Source organism: Ectopseudomonas khazarica, assembly GCF_017915135.1.
In the GTDB taxonomy this organism is placed as follows: domain Bacteria; phylum Pseudomonadota; class Gammaproteobacteria; order Pseudomonadales; family Pseudomonadaceae; genus Aquipseudomonas; species Aquipseudomonas khazarica.
This window is the reverse complement of sequence record NZ_CP068551.1, coordinates 2,806,763-2,820,850: the sequence shown is the minus strand read 5'-3', so window position 1 is coordinate 2,820,850 and position 14,088 is coordinate 2,806,763. Positions and strand designations below refer to the sequence as shown.

Below are 14,088 nucleotides of genomic sequence, written 5' to 3'. Positions count from 1 at the left end.
TTGTGAGCGCCAAATCGTTGTTTTTTATGGGATTACAAAATAATGGCGCCAAGGATGGAGTATGTTGGAGGCTGTTTCCGGCACATCCCGGCAATTACTGGTGCTTGAGCCGATCGGTGCATGCGAAGCACTGCTTCCGCTGTTGCAGGATGCTGGTTGGTCGTTGCGCCGCTGCACAACGGAAACGCTCGTCACCGCGACTAGCCATGTGCTGCTGCTCGATCTGCATGAACAGCCGTTACCCAGCTTGCTTGCACACTTGCGGCGAACGGGGCTCTGCTGCGTCGCGCTCGCGGCCAGCCAGCCGGCAGCTTCCAGCGAGCTGGATGAGCTGGCCCATGAATGGCTGTTCGCGGTGCTGTCGTTGCCGGTGGACGTGCCAGGCCTGCTCGAGACCCTGCAGCAGGCCCAGGCAGGCGCTCGCTTGCTGCGCTCGAAAAGCAAGAAACCACGGCAGTTCCTGGGCAACAGCGGCCAGGCCCGTAGCCTGCGCAAGCAGCTGGATGAACAGGGCAGGAGAGACGGGCCACTGCTGATTCGAGGTCCGCGTGGCAGTGGCAAGCACCTTCTGGCGCAACTGCTGCACGAGCGCACCGCCTCTGCGCAGCGGCGGATGCTGCAGGTCGATGTCACGCAGTTGCCTGGAGGGCTGTTCGATCAGGCCGGACACTCAGCGACTCTGGCTGCGGCAGCCAGCACGACGATTCTGCTCGAAGGCATCACGACCCTTTCGAGCGCTGACCAGCAGCACCTGCTGCACCACCTGCAGGGCCACCCCGGCCTGCGTTTACTGGTCATCAGTGGCGATGAACTGGAGGTGGCGCTGCAGGCGAAGCACTTTCGCGAGGACCTCTATCGGCTGCTGAGCGCCCGGCAACTGCATACGCCGGCCCTGAGCGAACATCCCGGCGATCTGCTGATGCTCGCAGAGCACTTCGCCAGGCGTCACGGCGTGGCTATCGGGCGCCACCATCGGCGTTTCAGCGAGGAGGCGATCGAAGCCATGATGGCGCATGCCTGGCCGGGTAACGTGCGCGAACTGCGCAACCGCCTGCTGCGCGCCCTGGTCCTGTCACAAGGGCGCCAGATACTCGCCTCGGACCTTGGCTTGGAGGCACCGCAGGCAACGGATGATGACCCGGTGACCCTGGAGGACTACATCCTGCGCGCCGAGCGTCAGGCGTTGAACGATGTGCTGGGGCGCTACACCCACAACATGAGCCAGGCAGCCCGCACGCTCGGGGTTTCCCGGCCAACCTTCTATCGGTTGCTGCACAAACATCGACTGCGCTGAGGGGGCGTTACTGTTTCGCCGGGGAAACACTGCTAAGGTGCACGGCAAACGTATCGCGGGAGATCTTCATGCATCCGTTCGACGCCGAAAAGCCGCCGCAGCTGGCCGTCCTGCTGGGCTATGCCGGGCTGCTGCCCTTCGTCAGCGGCGCCGCCGGGATCTGGGTGATTCCGCTGGGCTGGCGGCCTTACGTACTGGACGCGCTGCTGGATTTCGCCGCAGTGATCCTGGCCTTCATGGGCGCGATCCACTGGGGCCTGGCGATGCGTGCCGAAGAGACCGACGAGAATGCCAAGCTGCAACTGGGCCTGTCGGTGGTTCCACCGCTGCTCGGCTGGGCGGCATTGGCCAGCGGCCTGCCCATCGCACTGACGCTGCCGATCTTCCTGTTGTCGTTCATCGGCCTGTACCTGGCCGACATGCATGCGGTACGCGTCGGCCTCGCACCGCAGTGGTATCCCGCATTGCGCACCCCCCTGACCCTGGTGGTGTGCACCAGCCTGCTACTGGCCTGGGCCAGCGTACTGATCCGCTGACCCAAGTAGTGTCGCCACCTGGGTCATTGCGGCTTCGCGGCGCTCGGCCCAGTCGCCGGACAGGGCGACGTAGCGCTGCCCGTTGTCCTGCAGCCAGTCGTGGCAGGCGCGGTGGAATGCCTGACGCTCGGCCAGCAATGGCTGGCAGCGTTGCCCGTCTTCGATCCAGGGCACGCCTGCGGGGTCGAGCAGCAGGTGCAGATCGTAGTGACGGGCCCGCAGCTCGGTTTCCAGCCAGCCCGGACAATCAGCGAACAGACAGCGACTCCAGAGCAGGTTGCTCAGCAGGTGCGTGTCGAGAATCAGCAGTGCAGGTCGCGCGGCACGCGCAGCATCTTCCCAGGCCAGCTGGCCACGGGCGATATCGTCGATGTCGGCATAGCAGGTGTCGCGCTGATGCAGGTCGATGAAGTGACGCACGTACTCGCCCACCACCACGCCGCCGAAGCGCGCCTGAATTTCCGCCGCCAGCCAGCTCTTGCCGCTGGACTCCGGCCCGGTCAGTACCAGGACCTTCATGGCGCGTAGCGCAGCGCGGGGTCACGCCGCCAGCTCAGCCAGCCGCTCATGGCCAGCGCGGTGAAGGCAGCATAGAGCCCGGCAGTGAGGTACAGCTGGCTATGGACGAAGAACGCCACGTAGCAGAGGTCGACGACCACCCAGAGGGCCCAGCACTGCAGGCGTTTCTGGGCCATCCACAGCTGGGCGACCAGGCTGAATGATGTCAGCGCGGCGTCGAGCCAGGGTGCGCTGGCATCCGTGTGATTGGCCATGAGATAGCCAAGCAGCCAGGCTCCGAGCGCCCCCATCGACAGGCCCGCTGCCAGGCTGGCGAGGCTCAGTCGACTGACCTTGCGCCCGTCGTGCTGGTCTCCGCCGCGTGTCCACTGCCACCAGCCGTAGAGCTGCGAGCCCGCGAACAGCAGCTGCAGAAGCAGGTTGGAGTACAGCCGCCAGTCATAGAACAGCCACGCGTACAGCAGCACCATCAGCAGGCCGATGGGCCAGCACCAGGGGTTCTGCCTGACCGTCAGCCATACCGCGACGATGCCGAGCCCGGCAGCAATGAGTTCAAGCCAGGACATCCGGCATCCTCGGAGCGATGAAAGGGTAGCGATTGTACTGGTCTGGCCGGCCTCAGCACACCAGGCTGTCGGCCTGCCGATAGAGCGTCAGCAGTTTGCGGGTGATGGTCTGCTGGATGTCGTCGCGCTCGAAGCTCGACAGGCGCTCCAGACGCGCCAGCTGCAGACGGTGCAGGTGGATGTAGGGCATCTGCTGGTCGAACTCGCGCAAGTCGCCCTTCATCAGTACCGGCAGGAACAGGTCGCCCACCTTCTTCTGGTTGCTGATGATCTGTGCCAGCGCCGGTTTGAAGGCCATGGTCTTGGGTGTCGGGCCGCCGTCGACGATCTGCGTGCTGAGCAGCAGCCCCGGCTTGCCGAGGACCTTGCCGGGCAGCACGCAGAGCCCGGTCTTGCGGATGGCGTGGCTGTCGATGCCATGCAGGGTGTCGTGAAAGGCGTAGGGGTTGGGCAGCACCACCATCTTGCGCCCGAGGTCGGTGGGGAAGTGCAGGCTGTAGTTGGTATACAGCTGCCCCACCGATTCGGAGTACACGCACAGGCGATTCTCGAACAGCTTGATGAAGCGCTCGGCCAGCTCGCGCCGGGCCATGCTGTCCAGGTCCCAGATCAGGTCCTGGTTCTGTGGCCGACTGAAGTCGACCTCCTGATGTTGCATGTTGCTCATGAACGTCTCATACGCGGAACTGCCCCAGCAGGCGATTGAGCTGGTCAGCCAGTTGTTTCAGGTGCTGGCTGGCAGCACTCGACTGTTCGGCGGCCTCGGCCGTGTTGTGGGCCAGTGCCGCCGTCTGGGTGACGTTCTGGTTGATGTCTTCAACCACATGCGATTGTTGCAAGGTGGCGCTGGCGATGGAAGCGTTGAGTCCGGCCAGATTGCGCAGCGACTGCGCAATCTGGGCAAGGCTTTCGCCGGCCTGGCTGGCCTGTTCCACGGTCAGCTGAGAGGCACGGCTGCTGTCGTTGATCACCTTGACGGCAGCTTCCGAGTTGCCCTGCAGGCGCTCGATCATGCCCTGGATCTCGGCAGTGGACTGCTGGGTGCGCTGCGCGAGCAGACGCACTTCGTCCGCGACCACGGCGAAGCCACGCCCCTGTTCGCCGGCACGGGCCGCCTCGATGGCGGCATTGAGGGCGAGCAGGTTGGTCTGCTCGGCAATCGAGCGGATCACTTCCAGGACACTGCCGATCTGCGTGCTTTCGCTGGCCAGCGACTGGATCACCTCGACGGCCTTGTCGATGGTGCCGGACAGCTGGTCGATCTGGCGCAGGCTGGCGTCGATGTTCTGCTGGCCCTGGCCGGCCTGGTCCTCGGCGTTCTGCATCTCGCTGGAGGCATGCTCGGCGTTCTTCGCCACGTCCTGCACACCGTAAGTCACCTGGTTCACGGCGGTTGCCACCAGTTCCATCTGCTGCGCCTGCTGCTGGCTGTGGCGCTGCGCCTCGCTGGAAATGTCGCCAAGCGAGGCGGCGGCCCGATCCAGCGAGCCGGCCGAGTCGAGCATCTGCCGGATGACCTGGCGCAGCTTTTCGGTGAAGGCGTTGAAATAGGTGGCCAGCGCGGTCAGTTCGTCGCGTCCGTGGCTGTCGAGGTTACGCGTCAGGTCGCCTTCGCCGCTGGCAATGCTGGCCATCGCGTCCACGGCGGCCTGCAGCGGCTGGACGATGCTGCGGGTGATGAGCACCACCAGCACCACCAGCAGCACGGCAATCAGCAGGCCGATGCTCATCGCGCTCAGCGCCTGGGTCCTGAACTCGGCCTGTACGTCGTCGACATAGACGCCGGAGCCGATGATCCAGCCCCAGGGTTCGAACAGCTCGACGTAGGAAATCTTCGGCACCGGGTCACTGGCACCCGGCTTGGGCCAGCGGTAGTCGACCTGGCCGGCCCCCTTGCTGCGGCTGATGGCGACCATTTCGTTGAACAGTTCCTTGCCATCCGGGTCCTTGAACGCGGAGAGGTTCTGGCCTTCGAGCTTGGGGTTGGTCGGGTGCATGATCATGACCGGGGTCTGGTCATTGATCCAGAAGTACTCCTGGCCGTCGTAGCGCAGGCCGCGCACGACTTCCATGGCCTGCTTCTGCGCCTCCTCGCGACTCAGGGTGCCGGCGCTCTCCAGGCCATGGAAGTACTTGAGGATGCCGGCGGCGCTCTGTACCACATGCTGGGTCTTTTCCGACTTGCCGAGATACAGATCGGTATGGATCTGCCGCAGCATGTAGGCGCCCTGCAGGATCAGCGTCAGGATGGCCAGCACCAGGATCAGCCATAGACGCCGGCTGATGGGAAGACTACGTAAGCTGTTCATGGACGTATTCCTGATTGTTGTAATTGTCGGGATCAGGGCCACCTCGATGGAGGGCAAGGCAATACTGTCACATCAAGGCATTATTCACTCTAGTTGTCTGATAGCATTTCGGCCGCCCTTCGCCAAACCTGAGTGCTGGCCGGGCCAAGCCGCGTCAGGGAACTTCCGCGATCGATTTGTGTCCCAGGGCCGGGGCCGTGCTCCACGTTTAGTCTTGCGCATAAGGCACCTGCCGCGTTTTGGGAGATTCAATGGATATCTGGATGGCTTTTCAGGCCCTGATGCTGGGCGTTGTCGAAGGGCTGACCGAGTTTTTGCCTATCTCCAGCACGGGGCACCTGATCGTGGTCGGTGACCTGCTGGGTTTCAACGGCGAAAAGGCCACCGCCTTCAAGATCATCATCCAGCTGGGCGCGATTCTGGCGGTGATGTGGGAGTTCCGTGCGAAGGTCGTCGGCGTCCTCGTCGGCTTGCCCAGCGATCCGAAAGCCAGGCGTTTCAGCTTCAACCTGTTTCTCGCATTCATTCCGGCGGTGATCTTCGGGCTGGCCTTCGCGGACCTGATCGAACACTGGCTGTTCAACCCCATCACAGTGGCCACGGCGCTCATCCTGGGTGGCATCGTCATGCTCTGGGCGGAGCGCCGGGAGCACCCGATCCAGGCGGAGTCGGTGGACGACATGACCTGGCAGCTCGCGCTCAAGGTCGGATTCGCGCAGTGCCTGGCGCTGATCCCGGGGACGTCCCGTTCCGGGGCCACGATCATCGGTGGCCTGGTCTGCGGCCTGTCGCGCAAGGCCGCGACCGAGTTTTCCTTCTTCCTGGCCATGCCGACCATGGTGGCGGCCACGGTCTATTCCCTGGTCAAGTACCGTGACATCCTGCAGACGAGTGATCTGCCGATCTTCGCCATTGGCTTCGTCAGTACCTTCATCGTCGCCATGATCACCGTGCGTGCGCTGCTCAGATTCATCACCAACCACAGCTATGCGGTGTTCGCCTGGTACCGGATCGCCTTTGGCCTGCTCATTCTCGCGACCTGGCAACTGCACCTGATCGACTGGAGCACGGCGCAACCGTGAGTGGCGCCGAACGCAGGGGGCGCCTGAGAAGCTGGAACGACGACAAGGGCTTCGGTTTCATCCAGCCCGAAGGCGGCGGGGCGGACGTCTTCGCCCATATATCGGCGATGCGCGGTGACCGTCGCCCGCAGAGCGGTGACCAGGTGCTGTATGTCGAGGGGCGAGACGAGCGCGGGCGCCTGCGCGCCGACCATCTGCGCCTGGCTGGGGAGCTGAGTCTCGATCGCCAGGCAATCCGGCGCAAACCGCAGAACCCCGCTGCGAAAGGATCAGCGCCGCGTACGGCGCGCAAGGCCGTGGGCCAGGGCTCCATCCGCCATCTTCCGGCCAAGGTCACGGTCTTCCTTCTGCTCTGTGCCTTGCCCCTGATCGCCGCGCTGAAACTCTTCGACCAGGGCCTGTGGTGGCTGTTGCCGCTCTACCTGTCAGCCAGCCTGCTGAGCGTCCTGCAGTATTGGCTGGACAAGCGCAGCGCACAGGACGGCAGCCGGCGCATCGCCGAGAAGACCCTGCATCTGGTCGAGCTGCTGGGCGGCTGGCCAGGGGCGCTGATCGCCCAGCAACTGCTGCGCCACAAGACGCGCAAAGTCTCCTACCAGATAGTGTTCTGGATGATCGTCGCTGCGCATCAGGTGCTCTGGCTCGACCTGCTCTGGCTCGACGGCACTCATATTGCCCGCTACGTCCCGTTACTCGTCCAGTAACAAACCGGGCTGCAGCCGCTTGGGTAGCCGGCGCACCACCAGCTGATGCGAGCGCGTGAGCAGCTGGGTCAGTTCCTGACCGGCAAGCGGCAATTGCCTGGCGCTCATGCTGATCCAGTGAGCGCGGGCGAGGTACGGGGCAGGGCGGATGCCCGGCCGGTCGACGTAACCGAGGAACAGGTCGCTGTCGACCTTGAACGCCAGGTCTTCGCCGAGAAAGTCGAGAATGGCGAACATCTTGTTGCCGGCGACGGAGAACACCCGGTTGCTGCCCCACTTGAAGTCCTCGCGAGCACCGGGCAGGTTCAGGCAGAAAGTGGCAATCTGTTCGGGTGTCATGGTGGGTTCCGCTGGATTGTCCGAGAACAGTCTAACGAGCGCAGCTACGCCTGCGTATCCCGATTTACCTAGCAGCAGCCGTTGCCACTGATCGATGCTCCTGGCGAACGTCAGCCTCAGGGGAACGATCAGCCCTGGTTATTTTGGTGGCGCTTTACCGGCCCCTGAGCTTGTCTTGTAGACTTTCGCCAACCAAGCCCCTGAGCGAACTTTGTCTCGTTCGAGTTCAAACCGATACTTTTCATGACCGTTGATCACCATTTTCGGCTCTTCTTCCTATTGCTAGGCCTGTTGCTGCATGCGCTGCCAACCTGGGCCGGGGCGCGTGTCGTGGATGCCGTCGAGATGGCGCAGGAGCCGCTGTCGCTCACGGCGCAGGTTGGCGTGCTGCAAGACCCTTCGCGGGCCTTGACGGTGCAGGCGGTCAGCACCGCCGAAATGGCGCGGCAGTTCCAGCACGGCCTGGCCAGTGGTGCATCCTTCGCGCTGGGGTTTACCCGCTCGGCCTACTGGTTTCGTCTCGATATCGGCAACAGCGGCGATGAGCCCGTGCAGCGACTGCTGGTGGTCAGCAATCCGCGCATTTCCCTGGTGGATGCCTATGTGCCGGACGGGCAGGGTGGCTATGCCGTCTGGCGCACCGGGGCCGATCGTCCGCAGACCAGCAAGGCCTATGACAACCGCAACTTCGTCTTCCCGCTGCAACTGGCGGCGCATTCGCAGCAGGCGGTCTATCTGCGGGTCGAATCGAGCATCGGCTTGCTGGTACCGTTGCAGCTCTGGTCGGTCGAGGCATTCCACGCTCACGAGCGCAACGACTACATGGCGCGCAGCGTCTACGTGGGCATCGCGGTGGCGATGATCCTGTTCAACCTCATGCTGTTCATCGCGTTGCGGGAGCGGATCTACCTGCTCTACGTCTGCTTCGTGCTCGGTGCGGTGGGCTGCGTGACCATCAAGAACGGCATGGCGCCGGACTGGCTGCTGTTCGGCCTGCCGCTCAACTCCAACGTCGCCTATTACGCCAGTGCGTCCCTGGCCCTGAGTGCGCTGATGCTGTTCATGCGGCGCATGTTGCAGACCGAGGTGACGCTGCCCTGGGGCGACCGCCTGTTGCGCGGCATGATCCTGTTCTTTCTGGCCAGTCCTGTCGTGTTCGCCCTGGCGCTGCCCCAGGTGTCGCGCTATGCCATCCTGCTGTTCCTGCTCGCCGCCGTGGTGATGATCGGCGTGGGCGTGGCCTGTGCGTTGCAGCGTCAGCGCAGCGCCTATTTCTTTCTGGCCGCCTTCGGCCTGCTGATTCTCGGTGGTGCGAGTACCACCCTGCGTGCCCTTGGCGTGTTGCCGACCAATGTGTTCACCGAGGATGGCCTGCAGCTCGGTTCATCGCTGGAGATGTTGCTGCTGGCATTCGCCCTGGCCGATCGCATCAACGTGATGCGCCAGGAGAAGCTCCAGGCCCAGGCGCAGCTGTTGCAGGCGCAGAACCAGCTGGTGGAGAGCCTGCAGCGCTCCGAGCGCGAGCTGGAGCGACGTGTCGCCCAGCGTACCGAGGAGCTGCAGGTACTCAATCAGCGCCTGGAAACCCTGAGCATGACCGATGCCCTGACCGGCATCGCCAACCGCCGCCAGTTCGACGAGCTGCTGGCTCTGGAGTGCAAGCGTGCCGCGCGCCATGCAGCGCCTCTGGGCCTGGCGATCATGGACGTGGACTGGTTCAAAGCCTACAACGACCGCTACGGCCATCCTGCAGGCGATGCCTGCCTGCGGCAGATCGCCCAGGCGCTCGCCACGGCCCTGGGCAGGCCCACCGATGTCATCGCCCGCTACGGTGGCGAGGAATTCGTCCTGCTTGCACCGATGAGCGATCTGGATGGCACCAGCGCGATTGCGCAGCGCCTGCTCGAAGCCGTCAGGTCATTGCAGCTGGCGCATGCCGACTCACCCTTCGGCGAGGTCACGCTCAGCATCGGGGTCGCCGCGTTGCTCGCAGGCGAGCAGCAGGCGCAGGCGCTCATGCAGCGCGCGGATGCGGCGCTCTACCGGGCCAAGCAGTCAGGGCGCAACCGCGTCGAGGGATAAAAAAAGCCCCAGGGCATCATCCCTGGGGCTGAGGAGGATCGGCAGGGCAGCCGATCCGGGGGAGAGCGGGTTCAGGCCTGAGGTTGCCAGCCGCCACCGAGCGCCTTGTAGATCGCGACGATGCCGCTGTACAGCTCGACCTCGGCCGAAGCCTGGGCGTCTTCGGCAGCCAGGCGTTCACGCTCGGCATCCAGCAACACCAGGAAGTCCACCGTACCTTCGCGGTAACGGATCGCCGCCTGCTCGGCGGCTGCACGGCTGGCTTCCGCCTGACGCACCAGCGAGATCAGGCGCTGCTGACGCTTGGCGTAGTCACTGAAGGCGTTCTCCGATTCTTCCAGCGCCAGCAGCACCTGTTGCTCGTACTGCGACAGCGCGCCGTCCGCTTCGGCCTCGGCGCCGCGCAGGCGGGCACGCACGCTGCCAAGGTCGAACGCCGCCCAGGTGATGCTGGGCGCCACGCCCCAGGCGCGTGCTGCAGATGCACCGAGTTGCGAGCCACGGCCAGCGGTGAAACCGAGGAAGCCTGACAGGCTGACCCGTGGGAACAGGTCCGCAGTGGCCACGCCGACCTCGGCGGTAGCCGCCGCCAACTGGCGCTCGGCCGCACGGATGTCCGGGCGGCGACGCAGCAGATCGGCCGGGTTGCCAATCGGCAGGGCCTTGGCGATCACCGGCAAGGGTTTCGCCGTCAGGTCGATTTCCAACTGCTCCGGCCGCTGGCCGAGCAGGGTGGCGATACGGTTCTGCGCACGCACCTGTTGGGCCTGTAACTGCGGCAGGCTGGCCTCGGTCGCGGCCAGTCGTGCATCGGCGCGCAGCACGTCCAGTTCGTTGCCGACGCCGGCGTCGCGCAGCTGCTCGGTGATGGCGCGCGAGTCCTGCTGGTTCTTCAGGTTCTTGCGGGCGATGCTCTCGCGCAGTTGCGCGCCGCGCAGCGTGCCGTAGGCATCGACCAGTTCGGCGATCAGGCTGACCTGCAGTTGGTAGTAGTCGGCCTCGGCCAGCTCGATGCGCGCTTCACTGGCTTCCAGCTGACGCTGAATGCGTCCGAACAGGTCCACTTCCCAGGCCATGTCCAGGCCCAGGTCGTAGCGTTCCTGACGGATACGGTCTTCACTGGTCGGTGGCTGCTGCGCCTTGCCGAACTCACCGCTGGCGCGGCTGGTGACCGTCGGGAAACGGTCATTGGCCACATCGTCGCGGATCGCCCTGGCTGCACGCAGGCGGCTGAAGGCCACGCGCAGCTCGCGGTTGTCCTGCAGCGAACGCTGCACCAGCTGATTCAGCGTCGGGTCATCGAATTGCTGCCACCAGGTCGCTTCGAAGCGCGAACGGTCGTAGTCGGCGCTCTCCAGCGCGTCGATGCGCGCCGGGTCGGTAGCGGGTGCCCGGTAGTCCGGGCCTACGGCACAGGCCGACAGCGCCAGGGTCAGGAGGGCGGGGGCAAAGGCTTTCATGCATGCGACTCCTGCAGGCGAACGGCTTTCTTGGCTTCGCGCTTCTCCACGAACCCACGGATCAGGACATAGAACACCGGGGTGAGCAGCAGACCGAAGAAGGTCACGCCGATCATGCCGGAGAACACGGCCACACCCATGGCATGGCGCATCTCGGCACCGGCACCGCTCGACAGCACCAGCGGTACCACACCCATGATGAAGGCGATGGAGGTCATCAGGATCGGGCGCAGACGCAGGCGGCAGGCTTCCAGCACGGCGGCGATGCGATCGAGGCCTTCTTCCTGTTTCTCCTTGGCGAACTCGACGATCAGAATCGCGTTCTTGCACGCCAGGCCCACCAGTACGATCAAGCCGATCTGGGTGAAGATGTTGTTGTCGATGCCGGCGATGATCACCCCGGTAATGGCGGCGAACAGCACGGTCGGCACGATCAGGATCACCGCCAGCGGCAGGCTCCAGCTTTCGTACTGGGCAGCCAGCACGAGGAAGGCCAGCAGCACGCAGAGCGGGAAGATGAAGATCGCCGTGTTGCCCGCGAGGATCTGCTGATAGGTCAGGTCCGTCCATTCGAAGGTCATGCCGATGGGCAGTTCTTCGTTGAGCAGCTTGGCGATCGCCGCTTCGGCCTGGCCCGAGCTATAGCCTGGCGCCGCAGCACCGTTGATCTCAGCGGTGAGGAAGCCGTTGTAGTGCATCACGCGGTCGGGACCGGCACTGTCGTCGACCTTGACGAAGGTCGACAGCGGCACCATTTCCCCACGGTTGTTGCGCACCTTGAGCTGGCCGATCTGCTCCGGCTCCAGGCGGAACTGCTGGTCGGCCTGGACGTTGACCTGGTAGGTCCGACCGAAGCGGTTGAAGTCGTTGGCATACAGCGAGCCCAGGTACACCTGCAGGGTGTCGAAGATATCGCTGATGGCGACGCCGTGGGTCTTGGCCTTCTCGCGGTCGATGGCAGCATCCACCTGCGGCACGTTGACCTGGTAGCTGGTGAACACCGACATGGGGTTCAGCTCGGGCAACTGGCGCGCCTTGTTGAGGATGTTCTGGGTCTGCAGGTACAGCTCTTCGTAGCCCAGGTTGCCGCGATCCTGGATCTGCAGGCGGAAACCACCGATGGTGCCGAGCCCCTGTACCGGCGGTGGCGGGAAGATCGCGATGTAGGCGTCCTGGATGTCGGCGAACTGGGCGTTGAGTTCGGCCGCGATGGCGTTTGCGCTCATCGACGGGTCTTTGCGCTCATCGAATGGCTTGAGCGGGGTGAACACGATGCCGCTGTTCGGGCTGTTGGTGAAACCGTTGATCGACAGCCCCGGGAACGCCACCGTGTTCTCGATGCCCGGATGCTTGGCCGCGATCTCGGACATGCGCTTGATCACCGCCTCGGTGCGGTCCAGCGTGGCCGCGTCGGGCAGTTGGGCGAACGCCACCAGGTATTGCTTGTCCTGCTGCGGCACGAAGCCGGTCGGGGTGCTGGAGAAGCCCATGTAGCCGAGCACCAGCAGGCCACCATAGACCAGCAGGGCAATGCTGCTGCCACGCAGTACGCGCCGCACGGTGCCGACATAACGGTTGCTGGCGCGGTCGAACAGGCGGTTGAACGGGCCGAACAGCCAGCCACCGAAGAGCTTGTCGAGGATGCGCGAGAAGCGGTCTTTCGGCGCGTGGTGATCCTTCAGCAGAATGGCGGCGAGGGCCGGCGACAGCGTCAGCGAGTTGACCGCCGAGATCACGGTGGAAATGGCGATGGTCAGCGCGAACTGCTGGTAGAACTGCCCGGTGAGGCCGGAGATGAACGCGGTCGGAATGAACACCGCGCACAGCACCAGGGCCGTGGCGACGATCGGGCCGGTCACTTCCTTCATCGCCTGGCGCGTGGCTTCGACGGGCGACTTGCCCAGGGCGATGTTGCGCTCGACGTTCTCCACCACGACGATGGCGTCGTCCACCACGATGCCGATGGCCAGCACCAGGCCGAACAGCGACAGGGCGTTGAGCGAGAAACCGAACAGGTGCATCACCGCGAAGGTACCGATCAGCGAGACCGGCACGGCGGCCAGCGGGATGATCGAGGCGCGCCAGGTCTGCAGGAACAGGATGACCACCAGCACCACCAGCACGATGGCCTCGAGCAGGGTGTGCACCACCGCTTCGATGGAGCCACGGACGAAGATGGTCGGGTCATAGACGATCTCGTAGTCCATGCCCTGCGGGAAGCTCTGCTTCAGCTCGGCCATGCGCTCACGCACCGCATCGGAGATGGCGATGGCGTTGGAACCCGGACGCTGGAACACCGGGATGGCCACGGCCGGCTGGTTGTTCAGCAGCGAGCGCAGGGCGTACTGGTTGGAGCCGAGTTCGACGCGGGCGATATCACGCAGACGGGTGATCTCACCGTTCTCTCCGACACGGATGATGATGTCTTCGAACTCTTCCTCGGTGACCAGGCGGCCTTGCGTGTTGATCGACAGCTGGAAGCTGTTGCCGGCGTCCGATGGCGGCGCGCCCAGCGCACCGGCAGCGACCTGACGGTTCTGCTCACGGATCGCGGTGACCACGTCGGTGGCGGTCAGGCCGCGCGAGGCGACTTTGTTCGGGTCAAGCCAGACACGCAGCGAGTAGTTGCCCATGCCGAACAGCTGCACGTCACCCACACCGTCCAGGCGTGCCAGCTCGTCCTTGACGTTGAGCGCGGCGTAGTTGGACAGGTAGAGCATGTCGTAGCGCTGATCCGGCGAGGTCAGGTGCACCACCATGGTCAGGTCAGGCGAGGCCTTGTCCACGGTCACGCCGAGACGCTGTACCTCGGTGGGCAGCGTCGGCATGGTGCGGGTGACCCGGTTCTGCACCTGCACCTGGGCGTTGTCCAGGTCGGTACCCAGGGCGAAGGTGACGGTGAGGGTCAGCTTGCCGTCGTTGGTCGATTGCGACGACATGTAGAGCATGCCCTCGACACCGACGATGGCCTGCTCCAGTGGCGAGGCCACGGTTTCGCCGATCACCTTGGGGTTGGCGCCGGGGAAGTTGGCGCGAACCACGACGGTGGGCGGCACCACTTCCGGGTATTCGCTGATCGGTAGCTGGAACAGCGAGATGGCACCGCCGATCAGGATCAGCAGTGACAGCACAGCGGCGAAGATCGGCCGCTGAATGAAGAATTGCGAGAAATTCATGGATCTTTCCTCAAGTCACGC

General features: G+C 64.4%; 12 protein-coding genes. 5 read left to right on the top strand and 7 right to left on the bottom strand.

All coding sequences use genetic code 11. The features are described 5' to 3' along the window. Nucleotides 1-247: 247 nt before the first annotated feature. Both JLK41_RS13485 and JLK41_RS13480 read left to right on the top strand, forming a co-directional pair. Nucleotides 248-1,294 carry a sigma-54-dependent transcriptional regulator gene (locus tag JLK41_RS13485; protein ID WP_244976420.1) on the top strand — a complete coding sequence of 349 codons (1,047 nt, stop codon included), beginning with the start codon at nt 248-250 and terminating at the stop codon, nt 1,292-1,294. Nucleotides 1,295-1,362: 68 nt separating this feature from the next. After that, entirely contained in the window at nt 1,363-1,830 is a 468-nt protein-coding gene (locus JLK41_RS13480) for a DUF3429 domain-containing protein (protein WP_037047509.1), read from the top strand. Here the strand turns inward: JLK41_RS13480 and JLK41_RS13475 are convergent. The 4 genes from JLK41_RS13475 to JLK41_RS13460 are packed head-to-tail and all read right to left on the bottom strand — an operon-like array spanning nt 1,798 to nt 5,224. Then, nucleotides 1,798-2,349 (bottom strand): AAA family ATPase, encoded by a 552-nt coding sequence (locus JLK41_RS13475; protein ID WP_210389120.1) that lies wholly within the window; start codon nt 2,347-2,349, stop codon nt 1,798-1,800. The genes JLK41_RS13480 and JLK41_RS13475 overlap by 33 nt on opposite strands. After that, the gene (gene pnuC / locus JLK41_RS13470; protein ID WP_210389119.1) at nt 2,346-2,915 is read right to left on the bottom strand and encodes a nicotinamide riboside transporter PnuC; all 570 of its coding nucleotides are present in this window, start codon (nt 2,913-2,915) and stop codon (nt 2,346-2,348) included. The genes JLK41_RS13475 and pnuC overlap by 4 nt, the downstream gene beginning before the upstream one ends. Nucleotides 2,916-2,967: 52 nt before the next feature. Then, nucleotides 2,968-3,582, bottom strand: coding sequence for a hypothetical protein (locus JLK41_RS13465; protein ID WP_037047499.1), 615 nt, complete (start codon nt 3,580-3,582; stop codon nt 2,968-2,970). 7 nt (nt 3,583-3,589) lie between these two features. Then, the gene (locus JLK41_RS13460) at nt 3,590-5,224 is read right to left on the bottom strand and encodes a methyl-accepting chemotaxis protein (RefSeq protein WP_037047498.1); all 1,635 of its coding nucleotides are present in this window, start codon (nt 5,222-5,224) and stop codon (nt 3,590-3,592) included. Between the two features lie 251 nt (nt 5,225-5,475). On the opposite strand from JLK41_RS13460, the gene JLK41_RS13455 reads away from it, so the two are divergent. Then, a complete protein-coding gene (locus JLK41_RS13455) occupies nt 5,476-6,306 on the top strand; it encodes an undecaprenyl-diphosphate phosphatase (protein WP_134675829.1) in 831 nt (276 codons plus the stop codon). After that, nucleotides 6,303-7,010 (top strand): cold shock and DUF1294 domain-containing protein, encoded by a 708-nt coding sequence (locus tag JLK41_RS13450; protein WP_210389118.1) that lies wholly within the window; start codon nt 6,303-6,305, stop codon nt 7,008-7,010. Before JLK41_RS13455 ends, JLK41_RS13450 begins: the two co-directional genes overlap by 4 nt. Here JLK41_RS13450 and JLK41_RS13445 read toward each other — a convergent pair. Further along, a complete protein-coding gene (locus tag JLK41_RS13445; protein ID WP_134675831.1) occupies nt 6,996-7,349 on the bottom strand; it encodes an MmcQ/YjbR family DNA-binding protein in 354 nt (117 codons plus the stop codon). The two genes, JLK41_RS13450 and JLK41_RS13445, sit on opposite strands and share 15 nt — an antisense overlap. Before the next feature lie 243 nt (nt 7,350-7,592). On the opposite strand from JLK41_RS13445, the gene JLK41_RS13440 reads away from it, so the two are divergent. Further along, nucleotides 7,593-9,431, top strand: a complete 1,839-nt coding sequence (locus tag JLK41_RS13440) for a sensor domain-containing diguanylate cyclase (RefSeq protein WP_210389117.1) — start codon at nt 7,593-7,595, stop codon at nt 9,429-9,431. A 71-nt stretch (nt 9,432-9,502) separates the two neighbouring features. Here JLK41_RS13440 and JLK41_RS13435 read toward each other — a convergent pair whose 3' ends face one another. After that, complete coding sequence (locus tag JLK41_RS13435) at nt 9,503-10,891, bottom strand: efflux transporter outer membrane subunit (protein ID WP_152488724.1); 1,389 nt, start codon at nt 10,889-10,891, stop codon at nt 9,503-9,505. Next, nucleotides 10,888-14,067 carry an efflux RND transporter permease subunit gene (locus JLK41_RS13430; RefSeq protein WP_037047484.1) on the bottom strand — a complete coding sequence of 1,060 codons (3,180 nt, stop codon included), beginning with the start codon at nt 14,065-14,067 and terminating at the stop codon, nt 10,888-10,890. The genes JLK41_RS13435 and JLK41_RS13430 overlap by 4 nt, the downstream gene beginning before the upstream one ends. Between the last annotated feature and the right edge of the window lie 21 nt (nt 14,068-14,088).